Source organism: uncultured Clostridium sp. (assembly GCF_934754915.1).
GTDB lineage: Bacteria > Bacillota > Clostridia > Clostridiales > Clostridiaceae > Clostridium.
Genome location: NZ_CAKVKB010000024.1, coordinates 1 through 21,767 on the forward strand (window position 1 = coordinate 1; position 21,767 = coordinate 21,767).

The window sequence follows — 21,767 nt, forward strand, 5'->3', positions numbered from 1 at the left end:
TGGGAAATATGGAACAACAAAGAAGTATTGCACTTAATCAAAATAATTATGAAATTTTAACTGATATAATCAATGAAAAAAGATTTAAACAGAGCCTATGTGCAGAAAGCTTTTTTAAAGAAATTATGATTTATTTTTATGAAAAAAAGCTTTTAGATGAATCTGAGTTGAGTAGAATTAATATTGAAAGGATGAAGGAATTAAAAATTCACCTAAAATATTATACAAAAGATGAAAGTAGTTCTGTAATGGAAGAAGATGCAGAAAAAATTTTAAAAGGAATAGATTATTCTGTAAGCATTTACTTAAAGAATGTTCTTGAAAATGAAAAAAATAAATCTAAATTGGAAACTGTTCTTTTAAATCAATTAAAAAATGAAGAACTGGCTCAGATGCATAAACAAGGCTTTGAAATTATAAAGAAAAAAAGAGGATTATGCAAACAGCTTCTTTTGAAGATTCAGAAAAATAAGCTTAAGGTAGAACATTATGCTTATAATGACACAATAGACAGAGGTCTTGGAATATTTTTTAAATCATATGATGATTTTTTTGTGCCTCAGGAAAATCAGGGATCTATAGATTATCCATTATATATTGATGATATGAAATATTCAGGTATTGAATATATGCAATATTATTTGAACATATTGGATATTGAAAATGACTTCTGTAGAAAATTTGATATAGATGAGGTTAAAATGGTTCTTCAAGGATACAATAGAGAAAGTGAGATGCTTCTTATTAATATTTTTGAAATAGTTCTTACAAATGCATTAGGCAAAATAATATGTGGAAAAAATCCTGAGAATTTAAATATAACAGACAATGAGAGAAAGAGTATAAAAATTAAATTGGAAGATATGACAAGGGATGAATTAACAGAATTTATGATTCAATGTTCAGAAAAACTTATTGAAATATTAGGGATTTACGATGAAAAATTAAAAGATTATATTAAGTGTTCTATATATAAAATTAGTATTAATATTTGTAATGGGATAAAAACAGATAAACTTGAAAGAATTTTTGTGAGTTATAGAAATAATGATGATGAATTAATTAAATATGTTGATAAAGAAAAGATGAGCAATTCAGCATTTAGAAATCTGGCAGAAAAAATAAATGAAAGCAGCTGTATAGAAGTTAAGATTGATTTGATTAAAAATAGTATAAAAAGTTTTGGTGACCTTATTGACATAATGGAAGCTGACTGTATTTTTGAAAATGAATTTAATATATTTTTTACAAATCTGCCTGAGGTTCAGACAATTCTCCTTTGCAGGCATATGAGTGATTTTGATTTATGGAATAATTCCGAAAAGAAATGGCAGGAAGAATTTAAACGTTATATGTTAAGTTTAGATAAACAGAAATTCAATCAAATATTTAGTGTGGCTGAAAAGGTTAATATAATTTAGATTTTTTTAAAGATCAGATCAATTGATTTTAATTCACAAGTTTAAAGATTAAAAGTTGTATATTGTACAATAAATGACTTTAAAAAAGAAGAAAACTTTGTTAAAGTCTTTTCAAAATATAGATTAAATATTACTATATAATCAATAAAAATTTAGTATGAATAACAAATTAGAATATGCATATTTAAATTGTTTTTAAATTTAAAGAAAAAGCAGTTAAACGCATATTTAGTTGTTAAGAAATCATAATATTGTGAATAAGTAATTAAGGGGAATTAATTGTGAAGGATAGACTTAGTAATCTGCCTCCAATAGGTATGAGAATAATAAAATCAGCAATTGGAGTATTCTTGGGATTTGTAATTTATTTTATAAGGGGAAAACAGGGAACTCCTTTTTACACAGCATTATCAGTACTATGGTGTATGCAGCCATATACAAGTGATTCAAAAAACAAATCTCTTCAAAGGACAATAGGAACATTAATAGGTGCTGTATATGGACTTTTATTTATAATGTTTGAATATTATGTTCTTGAATTTAGGCATGAATTTTTAAGGTATGCAATCATATCATTATTGATAATAGCAGTAATATATACAACCGTACTATTAAATAAAAAAAATTCATCATATTTTTCATGTGTAGTATATCTTAGTATTGTCGTATTACATATTACAGATGAAAATCCTTATTTATTTGTATTAAACAGAGTTCTAGATACAATGATTGGAATTGCAATTGCTTTTGGAGTAAATAATTTTAAAATTCCTACAAAGAAGAATAAAGATATTCTATTTGTTTCTGAACTTGACGATGTACTTTTAACAATGAGGGAAAATCTTACATCTTATAGTCGATTTCAATTAAATAAAATGCTGGATGATGGAGCGAAATTTACTATTGCTACAATGAGATCTCCAGCTTCACTTTTAGAAGCACTTCAGGGAATCAATATTAATCTGCCTGTTGTTGTAATGGATGGGGCAATGCTTTTTGATATTAAGAATAATAGATGCTTGAAATTGTATAAAATGACAGTAGAAGAAACTAATGAGTTTATAGAGTTTTTTCATAAAAGAAATTACCATTGTTTTGTAAATGTGGTCATAGAAGATTCGGTAGTTATATATTATGGTGATTTTAAAAATAAAATTGAAGAAACAATATATAATGAATTAAGGGTGTCGCCATATAGGAATTATATAAAGGGTAACTTTCCATTAAATACTGAATCAGCTTATTTAATGCTTATAGATACTGAAGAAAGAATAGAAAAGCTGTATTTGGATTTAGTACAGGCAGGCTATACAAAATCATATAAAATATTGAAATATTTATCACATGACTATAAAGGATATATGTACATAAAAATTTATAATAAACAGGCAGTAAAGAAAAATATGATTATGGAAATTAAAAAAATGGCTGAAGCTGATAAAATAATTACATTTGGAAATCTTGAAGGTGTGAGCGATATAATAATAAATGGAAGGGATGGAAATGAAATAGTAAAGAAATTCCAAAAGACATATGAACCGTATTTTTGGACCAAATAACTAAATGACACGCTAAATTAATTTGATAGGGTTTTAATTAGATACAATATATATAAGCAGGAAACTGTTATATTAAATTCAGATGCATTTAATGTAACAGTTTAATTATATAGGGTCAATCAAGTAAGGATTTTAATATATAAAGTCCTTTTTTTAAACTTTCAATGCTGTCTGGGGCACATACTGACAATCTTACAGCTGGAGAAAAATTACTATTTCCAACTGCAAATCTGGAAGCGCAGTATACACTGACTCCTTTTGATCTTGCAATGTTTTCGAAGATTTGGCTGTCCATATTATCAGGAAGCATAAGCCAGCGGAATGGACTGTATTTGTTTCCTAAAACACATTTATCATATAGTATTTTATCAACTAGTTCATTTCTTTTAAGAGTCATTTCTTTACGCTCCTCAAGAATTTTATAAGCAAGTCCACTCTCGATTATTTTGCATATCACTTCAGCATTAAATGGAGAAGTCACTAAATTTACATTGTATATTCCATCTTCAATAGATTTTTTAAACTTATCTGGAACTACCATAAAACCAATTCTAAGTCCAGCGCAAATTGATTTTGAAACAGAACATATATAAAGGCTTTGTTCAGGAACCAAGGTGGATATTGGAATCGAATCTTTAGGACTTACAAATGAATACATTCCATCTTCAATGAAAATTATATCATTTTCTTTAACTATTCTAGCTATACTGCTCTTTTCATTTAAAGACATAGAATATGTAGTTGGATTATTTAATTCAGGAATAAGATATAAGCCTTTTATATTTTCATTTTTACATAATGAATCAAAAGCAGTCATATCTATCTTTGAATTTAATAATGGAATAGGAACTAATATTATTCCAAGATTATTGGCAAGGGTTTTTAATGCTGGATAAGTTAAAGGATCTGTTGCAATTTTATCACCGGAATTAAAAAGGGATATAAGTATTATAGCTAAAGCATTTTGTGAACCAGAAGAAATCATGATATTTTCAGGTGATGCATTTATGTTGAAATTATTCAGAAATTTTTGTGCAGTAATCCTATGAGAGAGTAATCCGCATGAATCGGTATACTTTAAAAGATTATGAATATCAGTCTTTTTTAATAGCTTTTTCATAAAATCAATTATATATTTATTTTGATCATATATGGGAAAAGCTGCTCCCATATCAATACAATTATTATCTGATTCACAGCACAGAAGTTTTGATGAAACGTGAGCATCAGATGAAATATAAGTGCCTCTTCCAGTATGACCGCTTATAAGGCCTTTGAGTTCACAAAGTTTAAAAGATCGTGTAACTGTACTTAGGTTAATATCTAAAAAATCTGCAAGTTCTCTTTGAGGGGGAAGTTTATCTCCAGGTTTTAAAATACCGTTTAGTATATCTTCCTCTAAGGCAGAGGCAAGAGATTTATATAGAGGCTGTTTTAGAATTTTTCTATCTGGCTTCCATGACATTGGATAGTTTTCAAATGAATTTACAGGCATTATTATAAAACTCCTTAAAAAATATTGTTTTGCATACAATTTTATCATTGAACTCATACAATATCAATATTAAAATAACTAATAAGTAAATTATTAACAGGAGTGATATGATATGAAATTTGAATTTGCAGAAAGGATGTCTTCACTTAAGGCTTCTGAAATAAGAGAAATATTAAAGGTTACTCAGAGACCGGAAGTAATTTCATTTGCAGGAGGTCTTCCAGCGCCAGAAACTTTTCCTATTGAACAGATAAAAGAGGCAAACAGGCTAGTTCTTGAGGAAAGTGGAAGAAAAGCACTTCAATATTCAACAACAGAAGGATTTGATTCATTAAGAAAATGGATAGCACAGAGAATGAATACTACAATAGGTACACATCTTGAATATGATAATATATTGATTACTCATGGTTCACAGCAGGGACTTGATTTAATGGGTAAGATATTTTTAAATAAGGATGACGTGGTTTTGTGTGAAAGTCCTACATATCTTGCTGCAATAAGTGCATTTAAGGCATATGAATGCAAGTTTATAGAAGTTCCTACAGACAAGGATGGAATGATTCCCGAGGAACTTGAAAGAATAATAAAATCCACACCTAAGGTAAAATTAATTTATACGATTCCTACATTCCAGAATCCAACAGGAATAACATGGCCATTAGAAAGAAGAAAAGCTATTGTAGAGGTAGCAGATAAATATAACAAGGTTATTATTGAAGATAACCCTTATGGTGAACTTAGATATAAGGGAGAAAACCTTCCTTCACTTCAGTCATTTGATAAGACTGGAAATGTTGTATGTTTTGGAACATTTTCGAAGATATTCTGTCCAGGATATAGAATTGCATGGGTAGCCGCTCATAAAGATATAATAGAAAAACTTGTAATAATAAAGCAGAGTACAGACCTTCAGTGCAATACATCAGCACAGATGGAAATTGCAAAGTTCCTTGAATTGAATGATATTGATGAACATATTAAAGGAATACGTGAATTATATAAGAAAAGATGTGAACTTGCATTAAATACAATGGAAAAAGAATTCCCAGACTGTGTTGAATTTAACAGGCCTGAAGGAGGATTATTTACATGGATTAAACTTCCTGAAAATATAAATGCACGAGAACTTCTTTTGAAGTGTCTTGAAAAGAATGTAGCTTTTGTTCCAGGAGGACCATTCTTCCCAAATGGAGGACATGAAAATTATTTCAGAATTAATTATTCAAATATGCCTGAAGATAGAATTGTTGAAGGTATAAAAATAATTGGTCAAGTAATTAAAGAATATATTTAGATGCTATCTAAAGGCTTGGAAATTATGATATTATTTGCTGCAGTGTTTATATATAAAGAAAGTGCAGTGTTAGACGTAATGAATTGAAATTGTTATTAATAATTTTGAATACAAGGCTTTTTGGTGGTAAAATAATATTAATATGAAAAACACATGATTTTCAGATTATTATAATAAGGAGGAATATTTTATGACAAGACCTGTTATGTTTGCATAGCATCAGCTATTGCAGCATTATAGAAAAAATGTTATAGCTGTTGCTATTCCTAAGAGTTAATGATTTTAGGAGGGCAAAAATGAGCTATAAAAAAGCAGAACATATTCTGCCAGCAGAAATAATAGAATTAATTCAGAATTATGTTGATGGAGAGTGTATTTATATTCCAAGAAAAAAGAATGAACGTAAAAAATGGGGAAATGGAACTAATATAAGACAGGAACTGCAGGAAAGAAATAATAAAATTTATATTGATCATAAAAAAGGTTTAAAAACATCTCAGCTTGCAGAAAAGTATTTTCTATCAGAAAAAAGCATACAAAGAATTATAAGCAAAATGAAACTGGCTGTATAATTAAAATGAGTCATTCACAGGAATTATTTTAGATTAAATGAAATAATTCATATAAGTGTAATGGCTCATTATTTTTTAGAAAAAAGTTTGAGGTGGAATGAAGGAAGTTTAGGATATATCATTAAAGACAGAAAGGGGAAGTGCGTATGTGTAGACCAAATAATATTGCATAGCAGAGGCTTATGCAGTTATAGAAGTTAAATTGTTCATATTGGCATATAGCCTTTGCAGATCCAATATCAATAAAGTATCAGGATATGAGGAGATGCAGTATGAGCTGTTATGTAGAAAATAAATATGAAATTTTACCACAAAAATCTTATGAGATTATAAGAAATTGTCCTAAATGTGGATGTAAAACTGATTATATAAATACAAATAATTTTAGAATCAATGCAAATGGTAATCTACTTGATGTATGGCTTATTTATCAATGTGAAAAGTGCAAACATACTTACAATTTAAGTATCTATGAAAGAGTAAAATCAACTGAAATTGATGATGATAAATATAAAAGATTTTTAAATAATGATCTAGAATTATCATTTCAATATGGAATAAAAAAGGAATTGTTCTCAATAAATAAAGCAGTTGTTGATGAAGAAAAAATAAGATATAGAATATTGTTTAAAGAAAAACAGGAAAAGAGCAGTGATTCGAATTTTGAGACAAATTTGATAATAGCCAATCCATATGAATTAAAGGTTCGTGCAGATAAAGTTTTATCAGATATTTTGAATATTTCAAGAAGTGAAGTAAAACGTATGATAAAGAGTAAAGTGATTTATAGCAGTAACTGTGAAAAATTAGAAAAAATTCATGTGGGCAGATTATTGGATGTTAGAATATCACAAAAAAATATGCCTGATAAATAGTATACAATAATCATCATAATGCATTAATTTAAACAAAATAAAATTGTATTTATAAAATATGTGAAATTAGCAGCATATTTTTATTGTGATTGAAAAGTATCTGGAGATTAAGAATTTTTAAGAAAATTAAGCTGAACTCCAGATATTTTTTCAGCATATGATGGCATTTTTAAGGAGATACCATATTTTGAACATTCATTTTTTAAAGTAAAACCAAGTTTGGTTATATTAGGATCGTAGCATTTGTATCGATTACCAAATTTTTTTATATATTTTTCCTTAATATCAGGAAAATTCTCATCAAGTTTTTTATAATAATAATCACGTTGTCTGTCTTTAAGAGACATACCTAGAAATGGAACAATATATTTCACGCCATAATAATCAGCTTTATTAACAATCTTCAGAATATTTTTTTCATTATCTTCAATAAAAGGAAGAACAGGCATTAGAGTAATACTTGTAGTTATACTTAAAGTTGATAATATACCAAGGGCTTCAAATCGTTTGCTGGAAGATGGGGCAAATGGCTCAACTTATTTTTTATCATCTATGTTTAATTGTAATATTTCTATTGTAAATTATCTACCATAATTCAACAATTGATACATAAAAAATAGATGTTATAATATATAAATATAAGATAACTTGGAGGTATATACATTTGGAAAAAGATTTTAAATACTTATTATTTGATTTAGATGGAACACTCACAGATTCAGGAGAAGGAATAACAAAAGCAGTTAAATATGCACTAGAGTATTTTGGAATTCAGGTTGAGGATTTAAATGAGCTAAAAAAATTTGTAGGTCCGCCTTTAAATGATTCATATAAAAGATTTTATGGTTTTGATGATGAACAGGCTGAACTTGGAATAAAAAAATTCAGAGAATATTATGTAGAGAAGGGAATCTATGAAAATAAAGTATATGATGGAATAGAAAAAATGTTAAAAACTCTTAAAGATAATGGAAAAACATTAATTATTGCAACATCTAAACCAGAAGCACATGCTAAAATAGTTTTAGATCATTTTGATTTGGCAAAGTATTTTGACTTTATATGTGGAGCTGATTTTGAAGAAACAAGAGTAAAAAAAGGCGATGTAATAAAATATGCTATTGAAACTGCAAAAATTAAGGATTTAGATAAAACAATCATGATTGGCGATAGAGAACATGATGTAATAGGTGCGAGAGAAAATGGTTTAAAATGTATTGGTGTACTTTATGGATATGGAAATCCAGTAGAACTTACACAAGCGAGAGCTTTTAAAGTTGTAAAGACACCTGAAGAATTATTAGAAATATTACTTTAAAAACTGATTCGTCAAAAACTAGTCAAAATTTCAATATAGAAACTTTATAATATTTTAAGATGTTATTATTTTTAAAAGTAGATGTATATATAGTTAAAAATATAGATACATCTACTTTTATTTTTTAATGTTGACAATGTAAACTTTCGAATATATACTAAACATAGTGGAAAATAGTTACAAAAAGAAATGAGCGGTTATAGAATGGAAATGAAAAATATATTTAAAAGGATGAAGTATGCAATGTTTATATTATTAGGAATTATAACAGTAGCTGAAAAGATAAATTTATGGAGAGGGAAAATATTTTCCAATAATTCTGAGCTGGGAAGAGAGAGATACTGCTGATTTAAGAGAAAAAATTAGGAACATAGATGTTCCGGTTTACTTTTTTTCAGGGAAATATGATTATACAGTAAATTATGAGATGGCTGAAGAGTATTTAAATTCTATAGAAGCACCAGAAAAGAATTTTTATCTATTTGAAAATTCAGCACATAGTCCTATGTTTGAAGAGCCAGAAAGAGTTAAGGAAATAATTGAAAAAGATATAATTGAAAAATAAGTATTCGGGGCAGCTTAATATAAAATATGACATACATATGTCATATTAAATATGATTTAATTTAGTTATAAGAAAAAGTTGTAATTAAGATATAAGTTTCAATAATAGAACTACATAATAATTAAAAAAATCTTGAAAAGATTTTATCGTTCATTGTCAATTGTCCATCGTACACTGTTAATTGGAATATGGATTATAGAAAGGATTATATTTATGGAGTATATAGATTCGAAAACCATAATATCATCATATGTAGAGGGAAATTCATGGTTTGGAATTAATTATAATATGAATATATATAAAGGCTGCTGTCATGGATGTATTTATTGTGATTCGAGAAGTGAATGTTACAATATAAATGATTTTGATACTGTCAGAGCAAAGAAAAATTCTACGGATATCATAAGAAGGGAATTGAAGAAGAAGAGGAAGAAAGGGGTTATAGGAACTGGTGCCATGAGTGATCCATATAATCCTTTTGAATATAAATATGAACATACAAGAGAAGCATTAAAACTTATTGATGAATTTGGGTTTGGAATTGGAATTGCAACAAAAAGTCCATTGATAACTAGAGATATTGATATATTAAAAAGAATACAGCAACATTCCCCAGTGCTCATAAAGATAACTGTTACAACATATGATGATGAATTATGCAGGCTTGTAGAACCTAATGTGAGTCCTAGTTCAGAAAGGTTTGAAGCTATACGAAAGCTTAGTGATGCAGGTATATATACAGGAATATTGTTAATGCCTGTACTTCCTTTTATAAATGACACAGAAGACAATATATGTAAGATAGTAAAAAAAGCATATGAATGTGGAGCAAAATTCATTTTTGCCTATGGAATGGGAATGACTCTTAGAGGAAACCAGAGGGAGTATTATTATGAAAAATTATTGAATCTTTTTCCTGAGAGAAAGCTTGTAAAAGAATATATTGATGCTTATGGAAATGATTATGAATGTCCATCTCCAGAATATAAAAGATTATGGAGTATTTTTAAAAGTGAATGTAGTGAATATGGGTTAGTGTATAAAATGAGAGATATAATAGAAGATTATAAAAAGGGATATTATGATGAACAGATAAAATGGTTTTAAATTTTGGAAATTGCCCATAGCAGGCTCGATTTACAGGTTTGCTATGGGCATAAATTATTTGTTTTTAATTATGTTGTATTCTTTTTCGGTATAGATATTTCCATTATTATCAATTACAAGTCTGCCAGTACATCCCTTTACTTCAAATGGCTGCTCAGGAGTAACACCAAGTTTTTTTAATCTCTCAAGAAGATCAAGGCTGCCGCCGTCAGTTTTCATAGAAGGGTAAAGCTCCTTAAGAGCAGAAACTTTTTCGTCAGCAGTTTTACCATAAACAAGTGAGTTCATTAATTTTATTGTCTGAGTTACATCTTCAAATTCATATTTATTTGTGTAAAATGACATATCATTATAGTCAGAAGAAAGAGTCGATAATAAACTGTTTACTCCAAGCTGTGATGTAATTATTCCAACAAGTCCATGAGTGAGTGTCTGAACCTTATATTTTGTATTTTCAGTAATTTCAAGAGTGTTATTTTTAAATGCTAGTGTATCTAAGGAATCAAAAAGTTCATGTTTTATCTTATTGATTGAAGCTGTATTAGATGAAGCATTCGAAGATTGAATCTGCTTCAAACTTGATTTTACAAGATCAAGATAAGATGAAGAACTATTATTTTTTGAAGAATATCCATTTATAAGAAAACTGCAGTCAGTAAGGGTGTTTGTATTTTTTGAAGATGTATTAGAAGAAAAAAGATTGTTTTCCAAAGACATACGGGCAGTAAGGTAATTTAAATAATTATAATTCTGGGTACTCATAATTTATCATCTCCATTAAGTTTTTATCAAATATTTTAACTGGAAATATTATAATAATCTGTTATATAAAAATTTTATCGATATTTATATAGTCGATTGATTTTTAATATTATTAACATAAATGTGGATATTTCATATAATTCAAATCAGTATATAGTATGAATGCCTGCCTGTGTTATATCATATTTTGAATTGCTTTTGTTTATTATGCTAATACGAAAAAATTTTTAAAGGATATTCTATAATTGAATTTTGTAATAATTATTCATTTTTAATAGAATTTTTATCCCATATAAAGAGCTGTTCTTTATTAGTGAGTGCCCTAAAAAGATTTTCTTTAAAGCCAGGTATTTTATGATTTAATTCAAATATAAGTTTTTTCATATCTTCCCTTTTAGTTTTTTTATCTGCAGGACAGGGGTTTTCAATTATAGGGAAATTATATTTTTTTGCTGTATTTTTTATTGATTCTTCTGAAATATACACCATAGGACGTATTAAAGTTATGTTTTCTTTATCCATGTAAGATTTTGGAGAAAAACAGTTGATACGACCTTCATAAGCGATAGAAAGCATAAGAGTTTCAACAGCATCATCTTTATGATGTCCTAAAGCAACTTTATTGCATCCAAGTTCTGCCGCATTATTATGAAGTGCTCCTCTTCTCAGTTTTGCACATAATGAACATGGATTATTTTCTTTTTTTATTTCAAAAACTATTTTCTGTATATCTGTCTGTATTTCATAAAATGGAATGTGAAGATCTTCACATAATAGATGAAGGGGGCTATTGTCAACATTTCCGGGATTTAAAGTTATAACGATTAGTTCAAATTTTTGTGGAGCGAATTTTTTATATGTATTTAGAAGATGAAGAAGAGTAAGGCTGTCTTTGCCTCCAGAAAGTCCAACAGCTATTTTATCGCCATCTTCTATTAAATTATAGTCGTTTATTGCTTGTCTCATTTTACTGAGAAGTTTTTTCATAAAATAAGGTCTCCTTTGCATGAAAAATCATTAAGTATATTTTTTTAATAATAAGATTACATAATAATTAAGAGAAATCTTGTAAAGATTTCATCTTTTATTGATTGTAAATTTCCAATTTCAACAATTATATTATAACATTAAAAATAACAAAAGGAGAATTTATGGTAATTTACAAAATATTTTTTGAGATTAAGAAGAATATATATTTTATACAATTATAAAAGAAAAAACATGATATAATTAACAAGTTATTAGTAATTCATTCTGAATTATTTATGAAATTTGAGGTGATATTATTTTGAAACATTATGCAGGAACTAATAAGCATAATTATGAGACAATAGATAATAGCGATTTTGATAATGAACATTATAGTTATAATAATAACAATACCATGATAAGCAGAAGAGAGAGGAACAGAAATAAAAACAAATTAAAATTAGTAAAAAAGAATAAGGGAAAAAGATATAAAAGAAAAGAAAGCAGAGCACAGACCAAAGGAAAAGTAAAGATAGTTATAGCAATGATATTAGTATTGTCATTAGGTGGTACATATGGTTTTTTGAAGATATATTTTGCAAATCATTTTTATTTAGGGACAACCATAAACTGCATAGATATATCTGGAAAGACAGTAGAAGAAGCAGAAAACTATATAAAGAAAGAAACATCAGACTATGTTATTTTATTGGAAGGAAGAGATGGAGTATCAGAAGAAATTAAAGGAGAAGACTTTAAATTAAAATATGACGAGGATAAAAATTATATTATTGAAGAAATAAAAAATCAACAAAAAGAATCTTTTTGGATTAAGAATTTTCTATATGGAAAAAATAAGAATGTGGATGATTTGATAAAATATGATGAAAAAGAGCTTGATAACATTATAGATAATCTTAGTATATTCAATGAGAATAATATTATTGAACCTAAGAATCCTCAGTTAGTATATAAGAATGGAGAAATTCAAGTTGAGGATGAAGTTTATGGAAACAAAATTAAAAAGAATGAATTGAAAGAAAAGATAAAAGAATATATATCATATAAGAAAAGTATTTTAAATATCGAGGATGAAAACTGTTATGAAAATCCTGAATACACTAAATCTTCAGAAAAAATATTAAAAAGGAAGAAAGCTTTAGAGAAATATAAAAAATCAGCAGTGGTGTATAATCTTGGAACACAAGAAGAAAGAATTGATATAAATACTATGATGAACTGGATTGATATGGATGATGAAGATAATTCATTTATAAATGAAGATAAAGTTATGGAATTTGTGAATGAATTTGCCGATAAGTATGATACTCTTGGAAAGATTAGAAATATGTATAGTACAAGTGGAAGAAATGTCACAATAAAAGGCGGTGATTATGGATTTAAAATAAATAGAGAAGCAGAAAAAGAAGCACTTATAGATACATTAAAAAATAATAGTGAGACAAGCAGAGAACCAATATATGTGCAGACAGGTATGAATACTATAATAAATGATATTGAAAATACATGTGTTGAAATAGACTTAACAAAACAATATCTATGGTTTTATAAGGATGGAAATATTATAGCAGAAGGAAATATTGTATCTGGATGCATAGCTAATGGAACTATAACTCCTGAAGGTACGTATAAACTTAAGTATAAAGATAAAGATTCTGTTCTTGTAGGTGAAAATTATAGATCACCAGTTTCTTTTTGGATGCCTTTTAATGGGAATATAGGGCTTCATGATGCAAGTTGGAGATATAAATTTGGAGGAAATATATATCTATCAAATGGGTCTCATGGATGTGTTAATCTGCCATATGAGTTGGCAAGCTGTATATTTTATAATATTGATGAAGGTACGCCTGTAATATGCTACTATTGATTTCTGAGAAGAATTCTAGAATAAAATATTAGAATAAAAACATCATAATTGTTTTAAATTGTAAAATACAGTGGTAGAATATAGAAAAGAGTTTTATATAAACGAGGTGGGCTTATGTCATATGAATATTTGTTGGATATTGCATTAATTCTTTTGAGCACAAAGTGTCTGTCTTTGATTACAAGAAGATTTAATCTTCCGCAAGTAGTTGGTTCACTGCTTGCAGGGGTGATACTTGGCCCAGCAATGCTTAATATTTTAAAAGAAACTGAATTTATAAGCCAGGTAGCTGAACTTGGTGTGATTGTTCTTATGTTTACAGCTGGAATTGAAAGTAATATAGATGAAATGAAAAAGAGTGGAAAAGCGTCTTTAATAATTGCTACATTAGGAGTTATTATTCCTCTTTTAGGAGGATTTGCTGTAGCAGAAATATTTAATAATAATAAAATGCCAAATGTAAGTCTGACACTTGAGAATATATTCATAGGAATTTTGCTGACTGCTACATCAGTAAGTATTACTGTTGAAACTCTAAAAGAACTAGGAAAGTTATCTACCAGAGCTGGAAACGCAATACTTGGAGCTGCAATAATAGATGATATATTAGGAATTTTAGCTTTAACTGTAGTAACAAGCATGGCAGATCCTAATATAAATTTGTATATAGTAACATTAAAGATAGTAGGCTTTTTTGTAGTAGCTTTATTCTTTGGAGTAATTATATCTGTTCTGTTTAATAAATGGACTCATAAGTACAATGTTGATAAGAGAAGATTTGTTATTTTTGCATTTGTCATATGTTTATTAATGTCATTTTCAGCAGAAGAGTTTTTTGGAGTCGCAGATATTACTGGTGCTTTTATAGCAGGACTTATTTTATCAAAAAATAATGAACGTAAGTATATACAAAACAGATTTGAAACTACATCATATATGCTTTTATCACCAATATTTTTTGCAAGCATAGGTATATGTATAACACTACCAGAAATGAATTTAAAAATAATTTTATTTACAATATTATTGACAGTTACGGCTGTTATAAGCAAAATTATAGGGTGTGGGCTTGGTGCTAAATTATGTAAATATACAAATTCAGAATCTATGCAGATAGGAGTAGGGATGATATCAAGAGGTGAAGTTGCTCTTATAGTAGCAAGCAAAGGAATTAATCTTGGAATAATGAGTGATTATTTTGTGGGACCAGTTATAATAATGGTTTTAGTTACAACAATAATAACACCAGTTTTGTTAAAATTAGTATTTAAAAGCAATCACATAGAAAACAATAATATGATGTTAAATAGCTAAAATATAAATTATATAAAAAACTTTTAAGAATAAAATATATTGTACAATAAAAAAAGAGCATCTCAAATGTTAAATTCTAACATTTGAGATGCTCTTTTTGATTTTATTGTTTATTTATTATGTAGTTAAATTATTTTTTATTTCAAATTTTGATTTATAAGTATGAAATAGATTTTGAATATAATTTTAAAGTGTTATAAGCATGGCAAGATGAATAGAAAGTGGATTTTGAGAAATTTTGAATAAGGTTACATCATATACTTTTTGAGTAAAATATTGTAAATGAATACCATAGATATTATAATTTAATTATAATATCTATGGTGAATGTGAATATAAGTGAGGAGATTATATGAAATATAATGATCAAAAAATAGTTACAAGAGAAAATTATATGAAAAGAAATAAAATAGGAGAAGATCTGCTTTTAAAAAATCAAGTGTTAATAAATCTTGATACGGAACAATGGATAACTTTATCATTTAAAAGTAATATTTTTTACAAAATAACAAAGCTGGAATTTTATCATCCAGAGCGATTTGTAAATATTACAATTATGGATATAAAAAAATGAATATGTGTTTTAAATTGACAATGAAGGATGAAATCTTTACAAGATTTCTTTGATATTATATTTAGATAAATTTTAGATGTAAATTTAAGCTTGCGATATATACGAAATTATAAATTAGCTTATTTTAATATATGGTTCTTGAAGAGAGCTAATATAAAATATATAGATTTATATGAATATATTAATTTATATAAATCAATGAGAGATTTTCATTGTAAATAAGGCAAATAAATAGTATATAATTAACTTTATTTGACGAGAGCTCAATAAAAATATATACTCTTATATAGAATTGTATCTATGTAAGAGGTGAAAAAATGGATTATGAAAAGAATGCCAGAATATTAAAAGCGCTTAGTGATACAAATAGATTGAAAATAATAGAAATTTTATCTGGCAATGAAAAATGTGCATGTGAAATATTGAAAGATTTCGATTTTACACAACCTACACTGTCTCATCATATGAAGATTCTTATGGACTGCGGAATTGTGGAATGCAGAAAAAGAGGACTATGGAGTTATTATAGTTTGAATTTGATAAATGCTAATAAAGTTATTCTTTTTCTATTAAGTATAATAACACAGAATAGTGAAAATATATGTAAAGAATAATAGATTTAAAATTTATCTTTTATGATTATATATATATTTCAATTAACAATGAAGGATGAAATCTTAGTAGAGATTTCTTTAATTATTATTGGAATATATATTTATTAAGAAATTATTTGAAAAAAGCACTATATGGTAAATAAAGTAAGGAAGGGGAAAGTTACTGACATTATAAATTTTCAGTAACAAAATTACATATGTTAGATAAATTAAGAAAAATATGTTCATCATATGAAATATTAAAAGGAAATTATGGGATAGAGCGTGAAGCATTAAGAATTTATAAAAATGGTAATCTAGCGCAAAGTATTCATCCTAAAGGGTTTGGATCTAAAAGTGAAAATCCGTATATAACTACAGATTTTGCTGAATGTCAAATTGAAATGGTAACACCACCTTTAAAAACGCCTGAGCAGGTGTATGATTTTTCTAATTCATTGTATGATATATGCATATCAGAAATAGGTGATGAATATTTGTGGCCACAATCAATGCCAAGTGTTGTACCATATGATGATAAAATAAAAATTGCAGAGTATGAAGATGATGAAAAAGGCAGGTCAGCTTATGAATATAGAAAGAGTTTAATAAGAAAATATGGAGGAAAAAGGCAGCTTATATGTGGCATTCATTACAATTTTTCGTTTGATGAACAATTTTTAAAAAAACTTTATGATAATAAAGATTTGTTTGATAGTTTGTGTGTAAAAAACTATAAAGAATTTAAAAATTCTATTTATCTTAAAGTTGCTAGAAACTATCTTAGATATAGGTGGCTTGTAATATATCTTTTAGGAGCAAGCAATGTAGTTCATGAAAGTTATGGTTGTGAAAAATGTAATATGAGAACATCTAATAGAATAGGAGATGATGGTCTTACAACTAAAGGAGCAGTTTCTTATAGAAATGGAACATGTGGATATAGGAACAAGAATGAACTTTTTCCGGATTATACAACTGCAAATGATTATATGGAAAGTCTGAATAAATTTATAAATGATGATTTAATACAAAGCCATAAAGAATTATATAGTTCGGTAAGACTTAAACCTAAAAATATTGATGATTTTATGAAATCTCTAGATGAAGATGGAATAGAGTATTTGGAATATAGAAATATAGATATTAATCCTTTTGAAAAAGGAGGAATAAGTCTTGAAGACCTTAAATTTATGCAGTTATTTAATATATATCTTTTAACTAAAGAAGAATCTGATTATGGAAAGTGGCAGAAAGAAGCAGCTGAAAATCAGAAAAATGTATCTGAACATGGAACTGATGAAGTTCAATTAATGAAAGATGGAAGAAGCATATCCATAAAATCATGGGGAATTGAGATCCTGAACGAAATGAAGGAAATGTGCATCTATCTAGGAATTGATGATAAAAATGTTTTAGATAATATGATAAAAAAAATAACTGATTATAAGTTTACATATTCATATAAAATAAAAGAATTTATAAAGTCTTATGGATACATTAATGGTTATATGAAACTAGCTGAAAAGTATAAAGAAGATAGTTATAAAAATAGATTCAAATTTCAAGGTTTTGAAGATCTTGAATTATCAACTCAGATATTGATGAAGGAAGCTGTAAAAAGAGGAATAAAAGTTGATGTATTAGATAGAAATGAAAATTTTATATCTCTTAAAAGAAAAGAAAAAATTGAATATGTAAAACAGGCTACAAAAACTTCAAAAGATAATTATGTAAGTGTTCTTATTATGGAAAATAAAAGCGTTACAAAAAAAGTTTTAGAGCAATGCAATATAAGAGTCCCAAAGGGAATTGAAGTAAATTCTCTTGAGGAAGGAAGAAGTGTGGCAGAGCTTTATAAGAATAAACCTGTGGTTATAAAACCTAAATCTACTAATTTTGGAACAGGAATAAGCATATTTAGTGAAGGAACAGATAAAGAAAGTCTTGTCAAAGCTTTTGAAATAGCTTTTAAGTATGATGATACAGTGCTTTTAGAAGAATTTATAAAAGGTAAGGAATATAGATTTTTGGTAATTAATGATAAAGTGTGTGGAATTCTTCATAGAGTTCCTGCTAATGTTATAGGTGATGGAAAAAAGACAATAAGACAGCTTGTAGAAATTAAGAATCAGGATCCTTTAAGAGGATATCATTATGTTACCCCGCTTGAAAAAATAAATCTGGATGAAAATGCAGCACTGTTTTTAAAAGTTCAGAACAAAACTTTTGATTATATTCCTAGTGAAAATGAAATTGTATATTTAAGGGAAAATTCTAATATAAGTACTGGAGGAGACAGTATAGATTATACTGATATGATACCAGAAAAATTTAAAAATATTGCAGTTGCATGTGCAAGAGCAGTAAATGCTAAAATATGTGGAGTTGATATGATGTTGGAAGATTATAGTGATGAAAACAAACCTTATGGAATAATAGAACTTAATTTTAATCCGGCAATTCACATACACTGTTATCCTTACAAAGGAACTGAAAGGAAGATTGGAGAAGAAGTACTTAAACTTTTAGGATTTGTAGATTAGAAAACAAACTCAAAAAAGCTGTATTTTTTATAGAATTATATTTTATAAGATATACAGCTTGTAATTATTTTGATTTTATGTGTTTATAGTGAGTCAACTGAAAAAAATAATCATATTATATTTAAGTGAAAAAATAATATGAGAGTGAAATATATGGATGCTAAGTGTAAAAAAAGCAGAGAGCTTCTTTCAAGACTTAGGAAAGAAGGATGCCATATTAATTTTGATGATGATTCAAAAATAGTGTTTATAAGTGATGCTCACAGAGGAAATGGAGGATATGAAGATTCATTAAGGCTGAATGAAAATATATATAAAGCAGCATTAAAATATTATTATAATAATGATTATATGCTTGTTGAAATTGGTGATGGAGATGAATTATGGAAAAATAAAAATATTTTAGATATTGCGTATAATTATGATAATGTGTTTGAGATATTGAGAAAATTTTATAAAAAAAATAAGCTATGTCTATTGTATGGAAATCATGATATGATAAAATCCAATCCGCAATTTATAATGAAGCAGAAAAAAGTATATAATAATATTGGATATGATTTTCCATGCACTATGCTTAATTTATATTCTAATATAAAATTTTATGAATGTGCAGTTTTGAATTATACTCCATTAAATAAGGAAATATTAGCATTCCATGGTCATCAGGTTGATAGCATGAACTGTGAGTTTTGGAAGATAGGAAGATTTTTGGTTCGTTATATCTGGAGATTTCTTGAAGGCGTTGGGGGGATGAAGGCACCCACCAGTCCTGCAAGCAATTATGACAAGGGGGATAAGATAGACAAAATCTTAGGAAGACTTTCTAAAAAGGAGAATGCTATGATTATTTGTGGACATACTCATAATGATAAATTTCCAAGACCATCTGAAGGTTTATATTTCAATGATGGATGTTGTGTATTTCCATCATCTGTGACTACTATAGAAATAACAAAGGGCAAGATATGTCTTGTTAAATGGAAGATAGAGGTTGATGATAAGTATAATCTTTATATAAACAGAATAGTTACCGGAGGTCCTCAAAAAATAGCAGATTATTTTACTATATAGGAAGAATTTAAAAATAGCTTTTTGAAGAGAATTACTTAAAATTATTAATAAATCAGCATATAAAATGAAAGGATGAAGTATAGGTGAAATTCATAGATCTTCATTGTGATACAGCAGGAAGAATATTTTATGAAAAACTGCATTTAAATAAAAGTATATGTAAAGTGGATATAGAAAAATTAAAGAAGGGAAATTGTCTTGGACAGGTTTTTGCAATATTTGTTGATCAGAAATTAAATCCTGATCCTTATGAGGAATTTATTAAGATATATGAACGATTTATCCATGAAGTTGAAGCTAATAGTTTAGATATAGAAATAGTAAAGAATATGGATGAACTTAACAGAGCAGAATCAGAAAATAAAATAGGAGCATTCTTATCAATTGAAGAAGGAGAAGTAGTAAAAGGAAGTGTAAATAAACTTCATGATGTTTATAATAAGGGAATAAGAATTCTTACAATAACATGGAATTATAAAAATAAACTTGGATATCCTAATTATCAATTTAAATATAAAGACAAGGGACTTACTGAAAAAGGCAGGGAAATTGTTTATGAATGTGAGAAGTTGGGAATTATTCCGGATGTATCCCATTTGTCAGATAAAGGATTTTATGATCTTATTGATATATGCACTAAACCATTTATTGCATCTCATTCAAATGCAAGGGCTATTACAAATCATCCAAGAAATCTTACAGATGATATGATAAGAGCACTTGCTAATAAAGGAGGTATTATGGGACTGAATTTTTGTTCTGAATTTTTACAGAATCATGATAAAGAAATTGCAGAACTTGAATCCATTGCTCTTCATGCAGAACATATAAAAAATGTGGGAGGAATAGATGTATTGTGCATAGGAAGTGATTTTGATGGAATATCAAATGAAGTAGAAATAAGAGATGCATCTGAATTTGATAAGTTATATAGTGTTTTGGAAAAGCATAATTTTACACAAAGAGAAATTGATAAGGTTTTTTCTGGAAATGTAAAGAGAGTATTTAAGGAAACTCTAAAATAATAATGAAAGGTGGTGTATGTCAGGCGCATATCTTAAATATATGTACCTGCATATTAAATAGATGGGAAGACTAAGTGGGAAGACTGCACTTGTTACAGGTGCTTCAAGAGGAATTGGAAGGGCTATTGCAATAGAAATGGCCAAGGAAGGAGCAGGCGTAGTAATAAACTATTCTAAGGATGATAAAGGTGCAGAAGATACATTAAAAGAAATAAAGAAATTAAATGGCTATGGACTTCTTGTGAAGGAAGATATAAGTTCTTATGAAAAAACTAAAATAATGGTTGATGAAATAATAACAACGATGGGTAGAATTGATATACTTGTAAATAATGCAGGAATAAGTACAATAGGGCTTTTTATGGATTCAGATAAGGAGTCTATTGATAAAATAATGAATGTAAATTTAATGGGACCAATATATTTGACGAGACATGTGGTGAATCATATGGTATCAAAAAAGAGCGGAAGCATAATCAACATATCTTCAATGTGGGGTCAAGTAGGGGCTTCGTGTGAAGTTCTGTACTCAGCAAGCAAAGGAGGAATAAATTTATTCACAAAAGCTCTTGCAAAGGAATTGGCTCCTTCAAACATAAGAGTAAATGGAATTGCACCAGGAGTTATTGATACATCAATGAATTCCTTTCTTGAAGAAGATGATAGAAAAAATCTTGAAGATGAAATTCCTATTGGACGTTTTGGAACAGCTGAAGAAATAGGAAAACTTGCAGTGTTTTTGGCAATTGAAGATTCATCATATGTTACAGGGCAAATAATAAGAGCTGATGGAGGATTTATCTAATTAAA

21 protein-coding genes are annotated in these 21,767 nt (G+C 27.6%); 17 read left to right on the forward strand and 4 right to left on the reverse strand.

Annotated features, from left to right (window positions below):
* Both Q0F58_RS06020 and Q0F58_RS06025 read left to right on the forward strand, forming a co-directional pair.
* Window positions 1-1,421 (forward strand): DUF6179 domain-containing protein (locus Q0F58_RS06020; RefSeq protein ID WP_367118154.1); only part of this gene is annotated, 1,421 nt, incomplete at its 5' end.
* Window positions 1,422-1,702: 281 nt separating this feature from the next.
* The gene (locus tag Q0F58_RS06025) at window positions 1,703-2,980 is read left to right on the forward strand and encodes an HAD hydrolase family protein (RefSeq protein ID WP_294373662.1); all 1,278 of its coding nucleotides are present in this window, start codon (window positions 1,703-1,705) and stop codon (window positions 2,978-2,980) included.
* 115 nt (window positions 2,981-3,095) lie between these two features.
* On the opposite strand, the gene Q0F58_RS06030 is transcribed toward Q0F58_RS06025, so the two are convergent.
* Window positions 3,096-4,475, reverse strand: a complete 1,380-nt coding sequence (locus tag Q0F58_RS06030) for a PLP-dependent aminotransferase family protein (RefSeq protein ID WP_294373665.1) — start codon at window positions 4,473-4,475, stop codon at window positions 3,096-3,098.
* Window positions 4,476-4,587: 112 nt separating this feature from the next.
* Between Q0F58_RS06030 and Q0F58_RS06035 the strand changes: the two genes are divergently transcribed.
* The 3 genes from Q0F58_RS06035 (at window position 4,588) to Q0F58_RS06045 (ending at window position 7,219) form a co-directional block, all read left to right on the forward strand.
* Window positions 4,588-5,772 carry a PLP-dependent aminotransferase family protein gene (locus Q0F58_RS06035; protein ID WP_294373668.1) on the forward strand — a complete coding sequence of 395 codons (1,185 nt, stop codon included), beginning with the start codon at window positions 4,588-4,590 and terminating at the stop codon, window positions 5,770-5,772.
* A gap of 296 nt (window positions 5,773-6,068) precedes the next feature.
* Window positions 6,069-6,344: a CD3324 family protein gene (locus tag Q0F58_RS06040; RefSeq protein WP_294373671.1), complete on the forward strand. Its 276-nt coding sequence runs from the start codon at window positions 6,069-6,071 to the stop codon at window positions 6,342-6,344.
* A gap of 272 nt (window positions 6,345-6,616) precedes the next feature.
* Window positions 6,617-7,219, forward strand: a complete 603-nt coding sequence (locus Q0F58_RS06045) for a DUF1062 domain-containing protein (protein WP_294373673.1) — start codon at window positions 6,617-6,619, stop codon at window positions 7,217-7,219.
* Window positions 7,220-7,326: 107 nt separating this feature from the next.
* Here the strand turns inward: Q0F58_RS06045 and Q0F58_RS06050 are convergent, their stop codons facing one another.
* Window positions 7,327-7,668, reverse strand: coding sequence for a hypothetical protein (locus tag Q0F58_RS06050; protein ID WP_294373676.1), 342 nt, complete (start codon window positions 7,666-7,668; stop codon window positions 7,327-7,329).
* A gap of 215 nt (window positions 7,669-7,883) precedes the next feature.
* Here Q0F58_RS06050 and Q0F58_RS06055 point away from each other — a divergent pair, with 215 nt between their 5' ends.
* The 4 genes from Q0F58_RS06055 to Q0F58_RS06070 all read left to right on the forward strand — a co-directional run bounded on the left by Q0F58_RS06055 (window position 7,884) and on the right by Q0F58_RS06070 (window position 10,209).
* Window positions 7,884-8,537, forward strand: coding sequence for an HAD family hydrolase (locus Q0F58_RS06055; protein WP_294373678.1), 654 nt, complete (start codon window positions 7,884-7,886; stop codon window positions 8,535-8,537).
* 204 nt (window positions 8,538-8,741) lie between these two features.
* Window positions 8,742-8,885, forward strand: coding sequence for a hypothetical protein (locus Q0F58_RS06060; protein WP_294373680.1), 144 nt, complete (start codon window positions 8,742-8,744; stop codon window positions 8,883-8,885).
* A gap of 79 nt (window positions 8,886-8,964) precedes the next feature.
* Window positions 8,965-9,102 carry a hypothetical protein gene (locus Q0F58_RS06065; RefSeq protein ID WP_294373683.1) on the forward strand — a complete coding sequence of 46 codons (138 nt, stop codon included), beginning with the start codon at window positions 8,965-8,967 and terminating at the stop codon, window positions 9,100-9,102.
* Between the two features lie 213 nt (window positions 9,103-9,315).
* On the forward strand, window positions 9,316-10,209 hold the full coding sequence (locus tag Q0F58_RS06070; protein ID WP_294373686.1) for a radical SAM protein: 894 nt from the start codon (window positions 9,316-9,318) through the stop codon (window positions 10,207-10,209).
* Window positions 10,210-10,263: 54 nt separating this feature from the next.
* On the opposite strand, the gene Q0F58_RS06075 is transcribed toward Q0F58_RS06070, so the two are convergent.
* Window positions 10,264-10,971, reverse strand: a complete 708-nt coding sequence (locus tag Q0F58_RS06075; protein ID WP_294373689.1) for a hypothetical protein — start codon at window positions 10,969-10,971, stop codon at window positions 10,264-10,266.
* Window positions 10,972-11,232: 261 nt separating this feature from the next.
* Window positions 11,233-11,958, reverse strand: coding sequence for an ATP-binding protein (locus Q0F58_RS06080; RefSeq protein ID WP_294373692.1), 726 nt, complete (start codon window positions 11,956-11,958; stop codon window positions 11,233-11,235).
* A gap of 301 nt (window positions 11,959-12,259) precedes the next feature.
* Between Q0F58_RS06080 and Q0F58_RS06085 the strand changes: the two genes are divergently transcribed.
* From Q0F58_RS06085 to Q0F58_RS06120, 8 genes are all read left to right on the forward strand, one after another.
* A complete protein-coding gene (locus Q0F58_RS06085) occupies window positions 12,260-13,831 on the forward strand; it encodes a L,D-transpeptidase family protein (RefSeq protein ID WP_294373693.1) in 1,572 nt (523 codons plus the stop codon).
* A 114-nt stretch (window positions 13,832-13,945) separates the two neighbouring features.
* On the forward strand, window positions 13,946-15,145 hold the full coding sequence (locus Q0F58_RS06090) for a cation:proton antiporter (RefSeq protein ID WP_294373696.1): 1,200 nt from the start codon (window positions 13,946-13,948) through the stop codon (window positions 15,143-15,145).
* Between the two features lie 352 nt (window positions 15,146-15,497).
* Window positions 15,498-15,719, forward strand: a complete 222-nt coding sequence (locus Q0F58_RS06095; RefSeq protein ID WP_294373699.1) for a hypothetical protein — start codon at window positions 15,498-15,500, stop codon at window positions 15,717-15,719.
* Between the two features lie 317 nt (window positions 15,720-16,036).
* Entirely contained in the window at window positions 16,037-16,333 is a 297-nt protein-coding gene (locus Q0F58_RS06100; protein ID WP_294373702.1) for a metalloregulator ArsR/SmtB family transcription factor, read from the forward strand.
* 197 nt (window positions 16,334-16,530) lie between these two features.
* A complete protein-coding gene (gshAB, locus tag Q0F58_RS06105; RefSeq protein ID WP_294373704.1) occupies window positions 16,531-18,858 on the forward strand; it encodes a bifunctional glutamate--cysteine ligase GshA/glutathione synthetase GshB in 2,328 nt (775 codons plus the stop codon).
* A 153-nt stretch (window positions 18,859-19,011) separates the two neighbouring features.
* Window positions 19,012-19,932, forward strand: coding sequence for a metallophosphoesterase (locus Q0F58_RS06110; RefSeq protein WP_294373747.1), 921 nt, complete (start codon window positions 19,012-19,014; stop codon window positions 19,930-19,932).
* Window positions 19,933-20,015: 83 nt separating this feature from the next.
* Window positions 20,016-20,957 (forward strand): dipeptidase, encoded by a 942-nt coding sequence (locus Q0F58_RS06115; protein ID WP_294373707.1) that lies wholly within the window; start codon window positions 20,016-20,018, stop codon window positions 20,955-20,957.
* Between the two features lie 61 nt (window positions 20,958-21,018).
* Window positions 21,019-21,762 carry an elongation factor P 5-aminopentanone reductase gene (locus Q0F58_RS06120; RefSeq protein WP_294373709.1) on the forward strand — a complete coding sequence of 248 codons (744 nt, stop codon included), beginning with the start codon at window positions 21,019-21,021 and terminating at the stop codon, window positions 21,760-21,762.
* Window positions 21,763-21,767 lie beyond the last annotated feature (5 nt).

Excerpts from the sequence above, each read along its gene's own strand:
- Q0F58_RS06100 (WP_294373702.1), top strand. The coding sequence starts at position 16,037 with ATGGATTATGAAAAGAATGCCAGAATATTAAAAGCGCTTAGTGATACA.
- Q0F58_RS06075 (WP_294373689.1), bottom strand. The coding sequence starts at position 10,971 with ATGAGTACCCAGAATTATAATTATTTAAATTACCTTACTGCCCGTATG.
- Q0F58_RS06080 (WP_294373692.1), bottom strand. The coding sequence starts at position 11,958 with ATGAAAAAACTTCTCAGTAAAATGAGACAAGCAATAAACGACTATAAT.
- Q0F58_RS06050 (WP_294373676.1), bottom strand. The coding sequence starts at position 7,668 with ATGCCTGTTCTTCCTTTTATTGAAGATAATGAAAAAAATATTCTGAAG.
- Q0F58_RS06095 (WP_294373699.1), top strand. The coding sequence starts at position 15,498 with ATGAAATATAATGATCAAAAAATAGTTACAAGAGAAAATTATATGAAA.
- Q0F58_RS06120 (WP_294373709.1), top strand. The coding sequence starts at position 21,019 with ATGGGAAGACTAAGTGGGAAGACTGCACTTGTTACAGGTGCTTCAAGA.
- Q0F58_RS06110 (WP_294373747.1), top strand. The coding sequence starts at position 19,012 with ATGGATGCTAAGTGTAAAAAAAGCAGAGAGCTTCTTTCAAGACTTAGG.
- gshAB (WP_294373704.1), top strand. The coding sequence starts at position 16,531 with ATGTTAGATAAATTAAGAAAAATATGTTCATCATATGAAATATTAAAA.
- Q0F58_RS06065 (WP_294373683.1), top strand. The coding sequence starts at position 8,965 with ATGGCTGAAGAGTATTTAAATTCTATAGAAGCACCAGAAAAGAATTTT.
- Q0F58_RS06070 (WP_294373686.1), top strand. The coding sequence starts at position 9,316 with ATGGAGTATATAGATTCGAAAACCATAATATCATCATATGTAGAGGGA.
- Q0F58_RS06060 (WP_294373680.1), top strand. The coding sequence starts at position 8,742 with ATGGAAATGAAAAATATATTTAAAAGGATGAAGTATGCAATGTTTATA.
- Q0F58_RS06030 (WP_294373665.1), bottom strand. The coding sequence starts at position 4,475 with ATGCCTGTAAATTCATTTGAAAACTATCCAATGTCATGGAAGCCAGAT.
- Q0F58_RS06090 (WP_294373696.1), top strand. The coding sequence starts at position 13,946 with ATGTCATATGAATATTTGTTGGATATTGCATTAATTCTTTTGAGCACA.
- Q0F58_RS06040 (WP_294373671.1), top strand. The coding sequence starts at position 6,069 with ATGAGCTATAAAAAAGCAGAACATATTCTGCCAGCAGAAATAATAGAA.
- Q0F58_RS06035 (WP_294373668.1), top strand. The coding sequence starts at position 4,588 with ATGAAATTTGAATTTGCAGAAAGGATGTCTTCACTTAAGGCTTCTGAA.
- Q0F58_RS06045 (WP_294373673.1), top strand. The coding sequence starts at position 6,617 with ATGAGCTGTTATGTAGAAAATAAATATGAAATTTTACCACAAAAATCT.